General features: G+C 74.8%; 13 protein-coding genes. 5 read left to right on the forward strand and 8 right to left on the reverse strand.

From position 1 onward, the window contains the following. Nucleotides 1–72: 72 nt before the first annotated feature. The 3 genes from ettA to ACLIRP_RS00885 all read left to right on the forward strand — a co-directional run bounded on the left by ettA (nt 73) and on the right by ACLIRP_RS00885 (nt 3,958). The gene (gene ettA / locus ACLIRP_RS00875) at nt 73–1,746 is read left to right on the forward strand and encodes an energy-dependent translational throttle protein EttA (RefSeq protein WP_412062062.1); all 1,674 of its coding nucleotides are present in this window, start codon (nt 73–75) and stop codon (nt 1,744–1,746) included. A gap of 150 nt (nt 1,747–1,896) precedes the next feature. After that, on the forward strand, nt 1,897–3,312 hold the full coding sequence (locus ACLIRP_RS00880) for a phosphoglucomutase/phosphomannomutase family protein (RefSeq protein WP_412062063.1): 1,416 nt from the start codon (nt 1,897–1,899) through the stop codon (nt 3,310–3,312). Between the two features lie 52 nt (nt 3,313–3,364). Further along, on the forward strand, nt 3,365–3,958 hold the full coding sequence (locus ACLIRP_RS00885) for a hypothetical protein (RefSeq protein WP_412062064.1): 594 nt from the start codon (nt 3,365–3,367) through the stop codon (nt 3,956–3,958). A 15-nt stretch (nt 3,959–3,973) separates the two neighbouring features. Here ACLIRP_RS00885 and ACLIRP_RS00890 read toward each other — a convergent pair whose 3' ends face one another. Next, nucleotides 3,974–4,633: a hypothetical protein gene (locus tag ACLIRP_RS00890; protein WP_412062065.1), complete on the reverse strand. Its 660-nt coding sequence runs from the start codon at nt 4,631–4,633 to the stop codon at nt 3,974–3,976. A gap of 74 nt (nt 4,634–4,707) precedes the next feature. Next, nucleotides 4,708–4,956: a GlsB/YeaQ/YmgE family stress response membrane protein gene (locus ACLIRP_RS00895; protein ID WP_412062066.1), complete on the reverse strand. Its 249-nt coding sequence runs from the start codon at nt 4,954–4,956 to the stop codon at nt 4,708–4,710. Nucleotides 4,957–5,093: 137 nt separating this feature from the next. Here ACLIRP_RS00895 and ACLIRP_RS00900 point away from each other — a divergent pair, with 137 nt between their 5' ends. Further along, nucleotides 5,094–5,462: a DoxX family protein gene (locus tag ACLIRP_RS00900; RefSeq protein ID WP_412062067.1), complete on the forward strand. Its 369-nt coding sequence runs from the start codon at nt 5,094–5,096 to the stop codon at nt 5,460–5,462. Between the two features lie 105 nt (nt 5,463–5,567). Here the strand turns inward: ACLIRP_RS00900 and dinB are convergent, their stop codons facing one another. Next, nucleotides 5,568–6,668 carry a DNA polymerase IV gene (gene dinB / locus ACLIRP_RS00905; protein WP_412062068.1) on the reverse strand — a complete coding sequence of 367 codons (1,101 nt, stop codon included), beginning with the start codon at nt 6,666–6,668 and terminating at the stop codon, nt 5,568–5,570. Between the two features lie 494 nt (nt 6,669–7,162). On the opposite strand from dinB, the gene ACLIRP_RS00910 reads away from it, so the two are divergent. Then, the gene (locus ACLIRP_RS00910) at nt 7,163–8,116 is read left to right on the forward strand and encodes a formylglycine-generating enzyme family protein (RefSeq protein WP_412062069.1); all 954 of its coding nucleotides are present in this window, start codon (nt 7,163–7,165) and stop codon (nt 8,114–8,116) included. A 246-nt stretch (nt 8,117–8,362) separates the two neighbouring features. Here ACLIRP_RS00910 and ACLIRP_RS00915 read toward each other — a convergent pair whose 3' ends face one another. Genes ACLIRP_RS00915 through ACLIRP_RS00935 form a run of 5 tightly spaced genes read right to left on the reverse strand, consistent with a single transcriptional unit; the run spans nt 8,363 to nt 16,523 of the window. Further along, nucleotides 8,363–11,377: an aminotransferase class III-fold pyridoxal phosphate-dependent enzyme gene (locus ACLIRP_RS00915; RefSeq protein ID WP_412062070.1), complete on the reverse strand. Its 3,015-nt coding sequence runs from the start codon at nt 11,375–11,377 to the stop codon at nt 8,363–8,365. Nucleotides 11,378–11,409: 32 nt separating this feature from the next. Next, the gene (locus ACLIRP_RS00920; protein WP_412062071.1) at nt 11,410–12,507 is read right to left on the reverse strand and encodes a hypothetical protein; all 1,098 of its coding nucleotides are present in this window, start codon (nt 12,505–12,507) and stop codon (nt 11,410–11,412) included. A gap of 1 nt (nt 12,508) precedes the next feature. Next, entirely contained in the window at nt 12,509–14,158 is a 1,650-nt protein-coding gene (locus tag ACLIRP_RS00925; protein ID WP_412062072.1) for a FlgD immunoglobulin-like domain containing protein, read from the reverse strand. Then, nucleotides 14,155–15,396 (reverse strand): CsgG/HfaB family protein, encoded by a 1,242-nt coding sequence (locus tag ACLIRP_RS00930; RefSeq protein WP_412062073.1) that lies wholly within the window; start codon nt 15,394–15,396, stop codon nt 14,155–14,157. The genes ACLIRP_RS00925 and ACLIRP_RS00930 overlap by 4 nt, the downstream gene beginning before the upstream one ends. 14 nt (nt 15,397–15,410) lie before the next feature. Further along, nucleotides 15,411–16,523: a hypothetical protein gene (locus ACLIRP_RS00935; RefSeq protein ID WP_412062074.1), complete on the reverse strand. Its 1,113-nt coding sequence runs from the start codon at nt 16,521–16,523 to the stop codon at nt 15,411–15,413. Nucleotides 16,524–16,525 lie beyond the last annotated feature (2 nt).

The raw sequence follows: 16,525 nt of genomic DNA on the forward strand, positions 1-16,525 counted from the left end.
CCTCCTCGTCTCCTCTTCTCTGCCCCTCAGAGACCTCCCGGCTAGCTTTCAGCGCACCTCCTCGACACGGCCGTGAGCGATCAGAAAATCATCTTCTCCATGCTGGGCGTCGGCAAGACGCTGCCGACGGGCAAGAAGATCTTGGACAACATCTACCTCTCGTTCTACTACGGCGCCAAGATCGGCGTCCTGGGCCTGAACGGCGCCGGCAAGTCCACGCTGCTGCGCATCATCGCGGGGCAGGACCCCAACCACGACGGCACGATCGAGTCGCAGCCCGGGCTGACCATCGGGATGCTCGAGCAGGAGCCCGACCTCGGCGGCGACGACCGGACCGTCAAGGAGGTCGTCGAGGAGGGGATGGCCGAGGCCGTGGGCCTGCTCAAGCGGTTCGAGGAGCTGTCGGCCGGCTTCGCCGAGCCCGACGCCGACTTCGACGCGCTCATCGCCGAGCAGGGGAAGGTCCAGGAGGAGATCGACCGGCTCGGCGCCTGGGACGTCGACGCGCGCCTCCAGCAGGCCATGGACGCGCTCCACTGCCCGCCCGGCGACGCCAAGGTCGGCCCGCTGAGCGGCGGCGAGAAGCGCCGCGTGGCGCTCGTCCGCTTGCTCTTGCAGGCGCCCGACGTCCTCCTGCTCGACGAGCCGACGAACCACCTCGACGCCGCCTCGGTCTCGTGGCTGGAGCAGCACCTCGCCCAGTACCCCGGCACGGTCATCGCCGTGACGCACGACCGCTACTTCTTGGACAACGTCGCCGGGTGGATCCTGGAGCTCGACCGCGGCAAGGGCATCCCGTTCCAGGGCAACTACACGTCGTGGCTGGAGCAGAAGGAGGCCCGCCTCGCGCAAGAGGAGAAGACGGCCTCGAAGCAGCAGAAGACGATGCGCGAGGAGCTGGAGTGGGTGCGCCAGAACGCCAAGGGCCAGCGCACCAAGTCGAAGGCCCGCATCGCGCGCTACGAGGAGCTCCAGGCCGGGCTCGACAACGAGCGCCGCGACGAGCTCGAGATCTACATCCCGCCGGGGCCCCGCTTGGGCAAGGTCGTGGTCCAGGCTGAAGGCGTCGACAAGGCGTACGGCGACCACACGCTCGTCGAGGACCTCACGTTCGACCTCCCGCCGGGCGGCATCGTGGGCGTGGTCGGGCCGAACGGCGCGGGCAAGACGACGCTGTTCCGCATGATCACCGAGCAGGAGCAGCCCGACGCCGGCACGTTTCGCGTCGGCGAGACGGTCCAGATCGGCTACGTCAACCAGGAGCGCGACCTCGACCCCGACCAGACGGTCTGGCAGGTCATCTCGGGCGGCTCGGACTTTATCCAGCTCGGGACCCGCGAGATCAACTCGCGCGCCTACGTCGGCCGGTTCAACTTCGGCGGGCAGGACCAGCAGAAGAAGGTGGGCACGCTGTCCGGCGGCGAGCGCGGCCGCCTGCAGCTGGCCGTCACCCTCAAGGAGGGCGCCAACGTGCTCCTGCTCGACGAGCCGACGAACGACCTCGACGTCAACACGCTCCGCGCGCTGGAGGAGGCGCTGCTGGCGTTCGGCGGCTGCGCCGTGGTCATCTCCCACGACCGCTGGTTCCTGGACCGCGTGGCGACCCACATCCTGGCCTTCGAGGGCGACGGCCACGTCTTCTACTACCCCGGCAACTTTTCCGAGTACGACGCCGATCGCAAGACGCGCCTCGGGATCGTCGACGACGAGCCGACCGGCCCCCACCGCAAGCTGACCCGGGCGTAGCCCGCGCCACCGAGAGCCGGGCTGGGGACTCGCCCCGGCCCCGCTGACACGTCGGCGGCACTGCGGGTCGGGACATTCCCCTCCAGCCGCTCCCGGCACCCGGCGTAGCTTCGCGGCTCGCTCTCGACCCGTTCTCACCCTCCCTTCCCCATGAGCGAGATCCGATTCGGCACCGACGGCTGGCGCGCCGTCATCGCCGACGACTACACGTACACCAACCTGACGACGGTCGCCCGCGCGACGGCGGCCTGGGTGCTCCAGCAGACCGACGGCGACGGCTCCGTCGTCATCGGCCACGACACCCGGTTCCAGGGCGATGCCTTCGCCAAGCACGTCGCGCGCGTGATGGCCTCGGCCGGCGTCCGGGTCCGGTTCGCGGAGGGCTTCGCGACGACGCCGGCCGTCTCGTGGGCGACCGCCGAGCGGGGGGCGACCGCCGGCATCGTCATCACGGCGAGCCACAACCCGCCCGAGTACAACGGCTTCAAGATCAAGGCCCACTTTGGCGGGCCGGCCACGCCGGACATGATCGCGGCCGTCGAGGCCGAGATGCCCAAGCTGACCGGCGCGCCCACGTTCGAGCCCTTCGAGGCGCTCGTCGAGGCCGGCACGATCGAGACGTTCGACCTCCAGTCCGCGTATGTGGCACTCCTCCGCGACCGCGTCGACATCGAGGCCATCAAGGAGTCCGGCCTGCGGCTGGCGTACGACGCGATGTACGGCGCCGGGCAGGGCGTCGTGACGGAGCTGCTCGGCATGGCGCGCGTGGTCGAGCTCGGCCACGAGCAGAACCCGGGCATGCACGGCCAGGCGCCCGAGCCCATCGACCGCAACCTGGGCGACCTCCTCAAGGCCGTCGTGGACGAGAACTGCGCGCTGGGGCTGGCGACCGACGGCGACGCCGACCGGATCGGGCTCGTCGACGAGGAGGGCCAGTTCGTGGACTCCCACAAGATCCTGGCGCTCTTGGTCAAGTACCTCCACCAGGAGAAGGGCCTGCGCGGCGACGTCGTCAAGACGTTCTCGACGACCGACATGCTGGACCGGATGGGCGAGGCGTACGGCATCGACGTCGTGACAACGCCGATCGGCTTCAAGTACATCGGGCCGCTGATGGTCGAGCGCGACGTGCTCGTGGGCGGCGAGGAGTCGGGCGGGATGGCCGTCAAGGGCCACATCCCGGAGCGCGACGGCCTGTTCATCGGGCTGACCGTCGCCGAGATGATGGTCAAGCGCGAGCGGACGCTGTCTGGGCTCGTGCGCGAGCTGATGGACGAGTTCGGCCCCCACTACCAGGCCCGCACCGACCTCCACACGACGCCCGCCCGCAAGGAGGCCGTGCTCGCGGAGCTGGGCGAGACCGGCTTCGCGACGGTCGACGGCCAGGCGGTCGTCAAGGCCGAGGCGCTCGACGGCCACAAGTTCCGCGTCGGGGCCGGCTGGCTGCTGTTCCGGCCGTCGGGGACGGAGCCCGTGCTCCGCGTCTACGCCGAGGCCGACAGCCCCGAGGCCGCCCAGGCGCTCGTCGACTGGGGCGTGGCGTACGTGCAGAACGGCGCGGCCTAGGCACCAGCCGGCCGCGCGCGCCGTTCGACGGGCCCCCACCACGCCTGCGCCCATGCGACCGTTGCTCCTCGCCCTGCTCGCGGTGCTCGTCGCCGGATGCGACGCCGGCGCCGGCGGCGACCTCGCCCCGGGCACTTGGACGCTGCGCCTCGACGGCGGGGCGGCCGAGACGCGGACGGGCGCCTTCGCCGGGCGCTACGTCCGCGAGACCGGCCCGACGAGCGCCGTGCTGCTCGGCACGCGGCCCATCGCGACGGCGCTCGGGCTCTCGGCCTCCGTCGTCGGCTTCGTCGCCGACCGCGCGGCGCTGACGGTCGGCCGCCACTCGCTCACGCCGGTCAGTCCCGGCGGCGACCTGCCCGACGGGGCCGTGTCGGCGTTCTACCTCGACCCGGCCCGCTACGACGACGCGGCCGCGCTCCGGGGCTTCTACTTCGCAACCGAGGGGCGCCTGACCATCGACGCGGTCGAGGCGGACGGCGCGCTGCGGGGGACGTACGCGGTCACGGCGACGGAGTACGACGACGCGCTGGCGCCGGTCGGCGAGCCGGTCCGGGTGTCGGGCGCCTTCTACGCGGCGCCGTCGGACGCCTTCGGCGAGGAGGGCGCGCTGCTGAGCCGTCGCGCCGGGCCCCGGCGCTGGTAGAGGCCGTCCGCCGCGCTAGCGGCCCCGACTGGTGTCCGCGGCCAGGGCGTCGGCGCGGGCGTCGAGCGCGAGCACGCCGTCGGTGATCGACTCGCGGAAGCGCGGGAACTGGGCCTCGGACGTGTCGGGGTACGCGCCGAGGCGGGCGTCGAGGCGGGCGCGGTCGGCCGCCAGCGAGTCGACGGCGCGGAGCAAGCGGCCCGTCGTGTCGGCGGCGGCACGGGCGCGGAAGGCCGCGATGCGGGTGTCGAGGGCGGACAAGCCGCGGAGGGTGGCGGCGCGGAGCGCGTCGGCGGTCGGGGCGGCGTCGTAGCGGGCGCGGCCGACGGCCGATGCCAAACGCTCGGCCTGGGCGCGGAGGTCGACGGTCGCCGAGTCGAAGCGGGCCGCCGGCGTGGGGCGGAGCCGGTCGAGGCGGACCTGCAGGCGGCGGCGCTCGGCGCGGAGCTCGTCGAGGACGGGGCCGTAGGCGGCCTGCGCGACCGAGTCGGCGGCGGCGGCCTCGGCCTCCAGCCCTGCGAGTGCGGCGTCGATGTCGAGCGTCTCGCGGAAGAGCTCGGCGCGGAACCGCTCGACGTCGGCCTCGGGCACGGGCACGCGCGAGCCGGGCTCGGGTGGGGGGTCGCCACAGGCGGCGACGGTGAGCAGGGCGAGGGCGAAAACGAGCGAGCGCACGGGCAGAGATGGAACGTGGGCGGACCGGCCGGCTCATGCCAGTCGGCCCGCCCACGGAGAGGGGGGCAAGGGCGCTAGGCGGTCTTCTTGCGGACCATGCCGACGACCCAGAGCAGCACGATGGCGCCGATGGTCGCGACCAGGATGCTCCAGAGGAGCCCGCCGTCTTCGCCGATGCCGACGAGCGAGAAGAGGAACCCGCCGATGAACGCGCCGATGATGCCGACGACGAGGTTCATGAGGATGCCCATGTTGGTCTTCATGACCTGCTCAGCGATCCAGCCGGCGACGATGCCGACGATGATCCATGCGATAAAACCCATTGGAGGAAGGGGGTGGGTGAGAGGGGGGGAGCGCCGTCGCTCCGAACTCCAACATAGACCGGCGGTGGAATGTTCGCGCGGGGGGCTCCGGGGCCGCCGAGACGGCTCGTATCGTGTCGCTCCCCCTCGTCCTCGCCATGTCTATCGTCCTCTGGGCCCTCCAAATCGTCCTGGCCGTCGTGTTTCTCGCCCTCGGCGGGCTCAAGCTCGCGAAGCCCAAGGAGGCGCTGCTGCCCCAGATGGGCGCGCTCGCCCCGTATCGCCCGCTGACGATCAAGGCCATCGGGGCCTCGGAGGTGCTGGCGGCGCTCGGGCTGGTGGCGGCGCCGCTCGTCGGGTGGGGCGCGCTCGTGCCGTGGGCCGCGCTCGGCGTGGCGGCGGTGATGATCTTCGGGGCGATCGCGCACGGCGAGGCGGGCGAGTGGAAAAAGATCGGGCTCAACGCCGTCCTGCTGGCGCTGGCGCTGGTCGTCGTCTACGGCCGGAGCGCGGACCTGCCGCTGTAGGGAGGACGACGGACCACGGACGGAGGACCGCAGCGGAGGAGGTCCGACCCCGCGCGGTCTGCGGTCCGTCGTCCGTCGTCTCTGCGTGCCCTCCGGAGCGCGGACCTATCCGTCGGCGCCGGTGCCCTCGCGCTCGGCGACGCGGCGGAAGGGCAGCGCCAGCTGGCGGCCGGCGCCGGCGGGGACGAGGGCCGAGACCGTCAGGCCCACGAGCCGGATCGGCTCGGCGGGCGGGGCGGGGCGGTAGAGGAGGGCCTCTCCGAGCGACAGCAGCTCGTGCTCGTCGGACACCGGCGCCGTGACGGTCGCGCTCCGCTGGGTGACGACGAACGCGGCGCTCTTGAGCTTGAGCGTCAGCGTCCGCCCCGCGAGCCCGTGCCGCGCGAGCCGCCGCGCCAGCTCCTCGGCGATCGGCGCCAGCTTCTCGACGAGCGCGGGGCCGCCCCGGGCGTCGCGCCGGAACGTCCGCTCGACGCCGACGGACTTGCGGATGCGCGAGGTGCGGACCGGCCGCGTGTCGTCGCACCGGGCCACGCGCGCCAGCCACGCGCCTGTCTTGCCGAGCGCGGCGCGGAGGTCGGCCTCGGACCGCGCTTGGAGGTCGGCGCCGGTCTCGATGCCGAGCGCGCGGAGCCGCTTGGCCGTGGCGGGGCCGACGCCGTGGAAGTCCTCGACCGGCAGCGCCGCCAGCACGCCGGGCGCCTGCTCCGGGGTGATGACCCGGATCCCGTCGGGCTTGGCCATGCCCGAGGCCGTCTTGGCCAGGAACTTGGCGAACGACACGCCCGCGCTGGCGGGGAGCCCGGTCGCGGCGCGGATGTCGGCGCGGATGGCCTGGGCGATGAGCGTGCCGGAGGCGGGGCCCTCTAAGGGCTCGGTCACGTCGAGGTAGGCCTCGTCGAGCGACATCGGCTCGACGAGGTCGGTGTAGCGGAAAAAGACCTCGCGGACGAGGTCGCTCGCCTCGCGGTACGCCTCGAACCGGCCGCGCACGACGACGAGCTCGGGGCACCGGCGCCGGGCGTGCGCCATCGGCATCGCGCTGTGGATGCCGAACCGCCGGGCCTCGTAGCTCGCGGCCGCGACCACGCCGCGCCCGCTCGTGCCGCCGACGACGACGGGCCGCCCCCGCAGCGCGGGGTCGTCGCGCTGCTCGACGGACGCGAAGAAGGCGTCCATGTCGACGTGGAGGATCTTGCGGGGCACGGGCCCGAGTCTAGCGGCGCCCGGTGCCAGCGGGCTGTCGGTTCTCGGGGGATTGAGGGAGCAGTGGTCGGTGGTCAGGACTCGGTCGTCGGTGGTTGGCATCCGCCCACCCGTTGGCGCGAGCCCGTCTACTGGCGCCAGACGGTCGCCCTCTCCCATCCCCTCTCCCCGCCAGCGCGGGGACAGGCGGGAGGGGAGGCCAAGCAGGAAGGCCGGCGCCCGCCAACGCGCGGCGTCGGCGAAGCGAGGATGAGGGGTCCGCTCGGTAGACCCCCCGCCACGCCGCGCATCGCTCCGCTCAGCGCGCGGCCCGGCTGTCCCCCTTGGCAAGGGGGACAGTCCGCGCATCGTCTTGCCATGTGAGCGGGACGACCCACGTGTGGACAGCAACCTCTCATTTCTGTCGCCGCGCGGACGGGGGGTGGCCGCTGGCACCAGCGGGTCCGCCGTTATCCGCCATGCGCGATCTTCGAGGTGGTCCCCGTTGCCCGCCGATGCCCGCTCGCGCCCTCTTCGCCGCCGCCCTCGTGCTCGCCGCGTGTGGCGACCCCACGCCCGAACCCGACCCGGCGCCCGCCGCTGAAGTGGTCCGCGCGGTCGACCTGACGGTGCCCGACGGCGTCGAGGTGCCGGCGCACATGGCGTACGTCCCCGGCGGGACGACGCGCGTCGGGATCCTGCCCGGCGAGGCCGGGATGCCGCACGAGCGGCCGGCGTTCGAGGCCGTCGTCGCGCCGTTCCTGCTCGACCGCTCGCCCGTCACCGTCGCCCGCTTCCGCGCGTTCGTCGACGCGACCGACTACCAAACGCAGGCGGAGGCGTTTGGCGACGGCGCCGTGATGGACCAGACCGCCGGCGCCTGGGCGCTCGTGCCCGGCGTCGACTGGCGCCGCCCGCGCGGGCCGGGCACGCCCGAGGCGCCCGACGACCACCCGGTCACCCAGGTCTCGTGGACCGACGCGAGCGCCTTCTGCGAGTGGGACGGCGGGCGCCTGCCGACCGAGCCGGAGTGGGAGCACGCCGCGCGCGGCGCACGAGACGACCGCCGCGCCTACGCCTGGGGCGACGCGCTCGTGGTCGACGGCCGCCCGGGCGCCAACACGTGGACGGGCTCGTTCCCCGGCGGCGACGACGGGGCCGACGGCTTCCGCGACGGCACCTCGCCGGTCGGCGCGTTCGGCGCGACGGCGCTGGGGCTGACCGACCTGGGCGGCAACGTCTGGGAGTGGACGGCGGGCTGGTACCGCCCGTACCCGCTCGGCCCCGACGGCGGGACCGCCCCGGGCGCGCCCGTCGGGGCCACCGGCGAGCCGGAGCGGGCGCAGCGCGGCGGCTCGTTCCTGTGCCACCCGTCGTACTGCCACGGCTACCGCGTCAGCGCGCGGAGCCATGCGACGCCGGAGTCGTCGTTCGCTCACGTCGGCTTCCGCTGCGCGCGGGATCTGTAGGCGGCGCTCGGGAGGGACCGCGTTGCACAGCGCGTGCGCTCTCTCGCACAGCGCGTATGCCCTCTCGCACAGCGCGTATGCCCTCTCGCACAGCGCGTGCGCCCTCTCGCACTGCGGGGGAGGCCTCTTACACAGCGGGGACATGCTCTTGCAGAGCGCGTGCGTGCTCTTGCACCACCCGGGAAGGCTCTCATTGGGGTCGGTGCGTGCGCCGGAGTGGCCTCCCTCGGCGCCGAGGGGGGGAGGCTAGGCCTGCGCCGGGTCCTCGGCGAGCACGCGGTCGAGCGTCGCCACCAGGCGGTCGGCGTCGGCACTCGAAAACACCATCGGGGGCTTGAGCTTGATCACGTTGCGGTCGGGCCCGTCGGTGCTGACCAGGATTCCCGCGTCGCGCATTCGCTCGGCGACGTAGGCCGTGATCTCGGGGGCCGGCGTGCGGGCCTCGCGGTCGGCCACCAGTTCGACCCCGACAAAGAGGCCCAGGCCGCGCACGTCGCCGACGGCGGGGTGGTGCGCCAACTCGCGCAAGCCGGCCAGCAGCCGGTCGCCGACCGCGAGCGCGTGCGCCTGGAGCCCCTCGTCCTCGATCACGTCGAGGACGGCCAGCCCGACGGCGCACGAGACGGGGTTGCCGCCGAACGTGTTGAAGTACTCCATGCCGTTGGCGAACGAGGCCGCGATGGCGGGGGTCGTCACGACCGCCGCCAACGGGTGCCCATTGCCGATGGGCTTGCCCATCGTCACGATGTCGGGGACCACGCCCTGGGTCTCGAACGCCCAGAAGGCGGAGCCCACGCGCCCGAAGCCGACCTGCACCTCGTCGGCGATGCACACGACGCCGTGCTCGCGGGTGTGCCCATAGGCCGCTCGCAAGAACCCGTCGGGGAGCACGACCTGGCCGGCGACGCCGGGGATGGACTCGGCGACAAACGCGGCCAGCGACTCGCGCCCGGCGATCTCGCCGACGTGCGCGGCGTAGCGCTCGGCGGTGTCGGACCCCCGGTAGCGTCCGCGGTACGGGTCGGGGAGCGGGGCGACGTGCGTGCCCGATGGCCGCCCACGGCCGCCGTGCCCGTCGAACTTGTAGGGCGAGATGTCGACCAGCGCGCTCGTGTGGCCGTGGTAGGCGTGGTCGAGCACGGCGACATCCCGACGACCCGTGTGGGCGCGCGCGAGGCGGAGCGCGAGGTCGTTGGCCTCGCTCCCGCTGTTGACCAGAAAGCAGACCGACAGCGGGTCGGGTAGCGTCGCCGCGAGCCGCTCGGCGTATGTCGCCAGCAGGGGGTGGAGGTAGCGCGTGTTCGTGTTGAGGACGGCCGTTTGCCGTTGCGCGGCGTCGACCACGCGCAGGTGCTCGTGGCCGACGTGCGCGACGTTGTTGACGGCGTCGAGGTAGGCCCGCCCATCGACATCGTACACGAGCTGGCCCCGACCGCGGACAATCGCGAGGGGGCGCCGGTACGACACGCTCAGCGACGGGGCGACGTGCGCGCGGCGGGCCGCAAGCAGGGCGTCGGCGGTGGGGGCGTCGGGCGGGAAGGCGGCGGCCGGGATGCGCGTGAGGAGGTTGGCGTCGGGCGAGACACTCGTCCACAGCGCGCGCTGGCTGGCGCGTGCGACGCCGGGGAAGTCGCCGGCCGTCCCCAGCCGGTCGGTGAGGATCTGGAGGTGGAGGTGTGGGGCCCAGCCGCCGTTCTCGTCGGGCGCGCCGAGCGCGGCGAACGGCTCGCCGGCCTCCACGCGGGCGCCGGGTGCGAGCCGGCCGAGCGTCGCGCGGTCGAGGTGGCCGTAGAGCGTCCAGAACGGCGGGCACCCATCGGGGTGGTGCTCCAGGATGACCGTCGGCCCGTAGTCGAGCGGCGCGTCGTTGTCGGCGAGGCCGACGACGGTGCCCGCGAGGGGTGCGGCGACGGGCGTGCCGGCGGGCAGGTACAGGTCGAGGCCGACGTGGATCGTCCGCCGCTCGCCCTCGCTGGCGAACTGGTCGGCCGCGTAGACGATGCGGGCCTCGTCGTAGCGCCCCACGCCGACGGCCGCGCCGACCTCCGCCAGCCGGTCGACGAGCGCGTCCGCGAAGAGCATCGGCTCGCCGCGCCCCAGGTCGGGCCACTCCGTGCTGCCGACGCTAAAGTCGAAGACGTGGACGGGCGCGGTCGCGGGGTCGGGGGAGACGGTGGGCGCGAGGGCGTCGGCGTGCGCGCGGAGCCAGTCGGTGACGGCGGGGGCGGTCGGCGACGGCGCCCACCCGCACGCGTGGCGGACGGCCATTTCGGCGAGCCCGTCAGGCAGGGCGTCCCAGCGCGCCAGGGCGCCCCAGGCGGGCGACTCGCTGGCGGTGAGGTAGGCGTTGCCGGGCTCGGCGGCGGCGCTCGCGGCGGCCATGCAGCCCGACACGGCCAGCCGCGCGCCGACGAGCGGCGCCAGCACGGCCACCTCGGCAGGCGTCAGCGGGCGCTCGGCGTGGAAGCCGCCCGCGAGGTCCGCCGCCGCCGCCAGCACGTCGTCGGCGTACATCACGGCGTACGCGACGGCGACCGCCAGCTCGGCGATCGCGACGGTGTGCACCAGGTCGCCAAAGTCGATCAGCCCCGCGACGGGCCGCTCGGCGAGGGGCTCGACGCCGACGAGCACGTTGAAGTCGTTTGCGTCGCCGTGGACGACGGACTGGGGCAACGTCGCCAGCCCGGCCTCGACGGCGGCGAACCGCGCCAGCACGCGGTCGACGAGCCGCTGGCGGGCGGCGTCGGCGACGGCGGTGCGGGACCGGGCCAGGGTGGCCGGGGCGTGGCGCACGTCCCACTCCAGCTCGCGGTGCGCGCCGGGGTGCTCGAAGTCCGCGAGCGCGGTGGCGACCTGCCCGGCGAGCGCGCCGACGCGGCGGCGCAGGCCGGGCGTGTGGGGCGACGTGTGGCCGTAGGGGACGCCGTCGAGCCACGTCACCAGCCGCGCGGCGTGGCGCCGGCCGTCGCGTTCGGCCCACAGGAGATCTCTGCCATCGCGAGCGGAGACGACGACGGGGACGGGCAGGCCGCACGTGGACAGGTGCCGCATCGCGGCCGTCTGAGCCGCGAGCGTGCCCTCCTCCTCGGCCGCGCTCGCGAGCTTGAGCACGAACCGGCCGTCGGGGGTGTCGAGGCGGACGTTCTGATCGGCGTAGCTCGGCAGCGCCGCCGGCGCGCCGTCGAGGCCCCAGTGCTCGCGCACGAGCGTCGCGGCGTCGGCGAGGGAGAAGCGTGGGCGGTCGGCAGCGGCGTCGGACATGGGCGGGCGGCGGGGCCCGGCAAGATCCGTCGCTACAGCGCCACGCGGAGGCCGCCGGAGAATCGGAAGCCGGTCAGCGTCTGGCCGCCGACGGCCTCGAGCAGCCCTTGCGTGTACGTCCCGCCCGCGCGGAGCGTGACGCCCGGTGAGACCTCGACGGCGGCCGTGCCCCCGATGTCGAGGAGCACCTGCTGCTCGGCCAGGAACGACGCCAGCTCCAGCCCGGTCTCGGGCGTCGAGATGGTCCCGTAGTAGCGCGCGCCGCCGGTGACGGCGACCTCGGCGGTGCGGGGGCCGAAGCCGAGCGCCAGTGCCAGCTGGGCCTGCTGGGGGCGCCGATACGCGACGGGCCGGCCGGACGCCGGCACGACGCCGTCGAACACGTGGCGGTAGCGCGCGAGCAGGCGCGCGCGCGCCGCGCCGCCGTCGAGCGTCAGCCGCATCGTGCCGGCGATCTTATCGCCGGGGCTGAACGTCTGGCCCGCGTAGGCGTCGTCGCCGTAGAGCACGTACGAGCCCTCGAGCGCCATCGACGAGGCCCCGCCGAGCCCGATGTCGACGCCGGTCGACAGGATGAGCTCGTCGGCGGGGGCGTAGCTCGCCGAGTCGGCCGCGAACAGGGTGTAGCCGCCGTGTGTGGCATACGCGGCGCCGACCCCGAACGCCATGTTCTCGCCGGAGGGCACGGCGACCGTCACGGCCGGGGCGACCGTGGTGCCCTGGCCGAGCGAGGGGAGCGCGAAGGCGAAGTCGTCGAGCGCGAGCGCGGCGGCCGTCGCGAACTCGTCGACGGCGAGCGCCGTCTGGCCGGTCGGCAAGCTGGCGAGGAGCGACACGTCGAGCAGGGCCGTGCCGAGCGCGCGGCGGTACGAGGCGCCGAGCTGGGTGTCGCCGAGCCCGCTGAGCGACGCCAGCCCGTCGCCCTCGACGGTCGCGTAGACGGCGCGCGCGGACAGCGAGACCCCCTCCATCACCTCGGCCACGACCAGGATCGGCACGGCGACCTCGGAGACGCTCCGGTCGGGGCCCGTCGCGTAGCTCTGCACGATCGTGCTGGCGTCGACGGTGACGGCGGGCTGGGCGCCGGCGACGGACGCCAGCAGGAGGGCGGCGAGGAACGGGCGGGTCATCTCAGCGGGGGCGCGTGACGCGGACGGCGGACCGGGTGCCGCCGGCGTCGAGGCGAAGGAGATAGGCGCCGGCCGCCACGGGGCGGCCGGCGCCATCGTGGCCGTCCCACGACAACAGGTGCGCGCCGGCGTCGAGCTCGTCGGCGAGGAGCACGCGGACGACGCGGCCCAGCACGTCCACCACGTCCGCGCGGACCGGCCCGGGCGCGGACAGGCGGAACGGGGCCGTGACGATCCCGGCGGACGGGTTCGGGCTCGGGCGACCGAGGACCGGCTCGGCGACGGCGTCGACCGCCCGCAGGCGCAGGCTCCGCGTGGGCACGCCTGGGATCGCCGGGACCGCCACGCGGCCGTCGACGACCGCCAGCGCCACGCCCCGGTCGAGGTCGTCGACGGCGAGCCCGCCGGGCCAGTCGCCGAGGGTCTCGACGCGGACCACGGCGTCGGCGCCGGTCGTCAGCGCGAGGGCCCAGTCGGCGTCGGCGCGGAAGTGGCCGAGCCAGTCGGTGCCACCCTCGCGGACCGCGAGCCGGATCCCGTCGTCGACGGCGGGCGGCTTGCGAAGGTCGGTGCGGTCGGCGCCCGCGCCCCGGACCCCGACGACGACGGCGTCGGACCGGCCGGCGGCGACCGCCGTCACGCGTGCGGCCCGGGCGCCGGGCCCGGCGCGGTCGAGAAGCCGGACCGCGAGCGGGCGGTCGTCGGCCGTCCGGGCGTCGACCGCCCGGGGCGTGGCCGAGAAGCGGAGCGCGGTCGGCCCGCCCGCGTTGAACACGAAGTACCCCTCGAAGGGCCGGAGCACCGTCTGGCCGCCTACGTACTGGCGGTCGAACGCGACGGGCGCCTCGACGGCCGCCGGCCGGTCCACGTCGGCCCACGAGATGGGGAAGAGGAACGGGTTGCCGATCTGCGTCCAGCCCGGCCCGAGTGGGACCGTGATGGCGTCGGGGACCGTGGCCCCGTCGCTCACGCGGACGCCCGCCGACAGACCGCCCTCGATGTCGAACGTGCCGCCGCCGCTCGTGATGAGCCAGTAGCCCTCTCCGGGCCGGACCTGCTGGATGGCCCCGTCGGCGAGCGCGTCGAGGGCACGGCCTGCGGCCTCGTTCCACCGCAGGAGCCGCCACTGGCTCGGGTCGCCGCTGGCGCCGAAGTCGTCGCCGAAGACGGCGAGGGGGGCCGCGCTGCCGAGCGCGACGGGCAGCCCGGTGTCGGTGCCCAGCAGGGCCGGGACCGCGATCATCCGGTACTGCCGTGCCGGGAGCGGGGGCTCGGCCGCGAGCACGGGCAGGAACGACGGGAGCCGGAACGGCGAGCCCTCGGGGTCGACCACGGGGGCCGAGACGGTCTGGCCGTCGAGGACGTAGCGGGCGAAGGCGTCGATCCCCTGGCGCGGGGCTGGGAACGGGAGCTGCACGCGCCACTCGCCGTTGCCCGCGTCGGCGGCGACGAGCTCCTGGTACGTCGCGGTCCCGACGGGCCGGACGAAGGCCGACACGGACTGGGGCGAGAGCCCCACGAAGGTGATGACGGCGCTGGCGTCTTCCCCGGCGATCGGGAGCGTGGGGGAAACGGAGACGACGACCGTCTGCGCTCGGGCAGGGGCTGCGGCGAGGACGGCCGCGAGGAGGACGAGGCGGAGCGGCGTCATGGGGCGTTGCGGACGGGCGGCGGGGGCGGCGCGGGGAGCGGGCCGAGCGTCCCGGACTCGCTCCCTTCGACCCCGGGCTCGCGCGTTTCGGCGCCGGGGACGACGTGCCCGCCCAGGGACTCGCGGAGCGCGGCGGCGCGTTGCGAGACCAGGCCGAGCCGGCGGCCGCCGAGCGCGGCGGCCGGGGCGGCGCTCGCCGCCAGCGTGGAGGCGGGGGGGGCGGCGCTGGCGGCGGAGAGCGACACGCCCTGCCGGGCCTGCGCCGCCAGCCCGAAGCCGGGGTCGCGCGCGAGCGCCTCGCCGAACAGCCGGTCGGCCCCGACGTAGTCGCCGTCGTCTTCGAGCAGCAAGCCGCGGCTAAAGAGCAGGAACGCCAGCAGGTCCTCGGTCTCGGGCTCCAGCAGCCGCGCCTGGGCCTGTTCGCTGAGCACGACGCCGAGCGAGGCGAGCACGCCGAGCGTCACCTCCTTCTGGACCCGCAAGAGGTCGGCGACCCCGCCCTCCGTCGTCTCGAGGCCCTGGAGGGCGCCCTGCCACACGGCCGACTCGATGCGCACGGACTGGCCCTGCACGTCGATCTCGCCGCCCACGAGCCGGTCGGCGCGCAACATGCGGCCCGTCTGGGGGGCCGTCGCCGGGTCCAGCACGCCGGCCCGCGCCAGCTCCGACTCGGCGAGCAGCGCCTGGAGCCGGATCCGCTCGACGACGGGGAGGTCGCCGATGGACGCGAGGTCGACGGAGACGACCTCCGCGAGGCCCCGCCCGATGGCGTTGTACGTCGGGTCGTCGCCCCGGTAGGCGAACGGCAGCACGGCCACGGCGTCCGCGCCGTCGACGGAGGCGACGCTGTCCTCGGCCGAGAGCGCCGTGGCGAACTGCGTCCGCAGGCGGGCCCGGACGAGCGTATTGAGGCGGCCCCGCAGCGAGTCGCGGTAGGCGTCGCCCGCGTCGACGGTGAGGTAGCGGGCGTACGCGCCCTCGGCCTGATCGAGGCGGCCATTCGCCTCGTAGACGAGCCCGGCCAGGAACAGCGTGTGGCCGTCGGTCCCGTCGATGGCGAGGGCTCGCGCGAGCGCGTCGATGGCGGCGGGGTACTCGCCGTCGAGGGCGAGGAACGCGCCGAGGTCGCGGAGCGCGACGGCGTCGTCGGGCGCGGCGGCGACGCGCGACTCGAGGTCGGCGCGGGTCGGCGCCGCGGCGGGGCCGGCGCACGCGGCGAGCCCCAGGGCCAGGAGCAAGGCGGCGGCGCGCGTCACTGGTTCGAGGCCATAAACGGCTCGACGCCCTCGGTCAGGCGCGACTCGGCGCGGGCGTAGGTCGGGTCGATGGACAGCGCCAACTCGTACTGGGCGGCGGCCCCGGCGTAGTCCTCGGACTCCTCGAGCGCCAGCCCGCGCGCATATGCGATGACGGCGTCGAGCGACTCCGGCGGCGCGGACGCCACGTCCGGGCTCGGGAGCTGGACGTCGACGGCGCCGGCGATCAGGTCGCTCATGCAGAGCACCATGTCGTCGAAGTCGTCGGCGGGCCCTTCGAGGCGCTCGGAGAGCAGGATCCGGCCGGTCTCCACGTCGACCACGCGCGCCGTCATCAGCAGGTCGCTGCCGGACTTGATGTAGGTCCCGAACACGACCTGGTCGGCGCCGAGCAAGCGGCCGGCCTCGCGGCCGGCGGATTCGCCGGTCCCCAGCGCGGCCTCGTCGAGGAGCCACTGCAGGCGGACGCGCTCGACGAGCGTCAGCTCGGTCGAGCCGCGCATCCGGTCGATCATCAGGGCCGGGAAGCCCAGGCGGAGCGGGTCGACCTCGTCGTGGTCGGTGATGGAGCCGTTCGTGAAGTCGGCGATCGCGAGCACGGTCCCCCGGTCGCCCGCGACGGCGTACGAGCCGTCGGCGTCGCGGCGGACCTGGTAGAAGGACTCGAGGAGGGCGAGCGGCTCCACGTCCGGGTCGAGGCGGACCTGGGGCGGCTCCGTCGACACGAGCTGGCGGAGCGCCTCCGTCGCCCCGGCGCGGTCGCCCAAGGCCAGGCGCGTGCGGCCGAGCAAGCGGAGGGCGACGCGCTGGACGGGCCCGCTGGCGCTGCTGGCGACGGCGGCGAACTGGGCGGCGGCCTCGTCGAAGCGGGCGCCATCGTAGGCGGCCTTGGCGGCGTCGAGCGCGGCGCTCTGGCCCCGCACGTCGTCGTAGCCGGGCTCGACGGGCGGCGGCGACGGGGCGGGGGGCGGGCCCTGGGCGACACGCACGGCCGCCGCGCGCTCGCACCCCGTGAGGCCGTCGCCGGTGGCCGAGATGGCGCCTCCCGACCCGCCGCACGCGGCGAGGGCGAGGGCGGCCGAAAGCAGGAGCGGAGAGGCGTAGCGCATGG

Source organism: Rubrivirga halophila, from assembly GCF_046845755.1.
Classification (GTDB): domain Bacteria; phylum Bacteroidota; class Rhodothermia; order Rhodothermales; family Rubricoccaceae; genus Rubrivirga.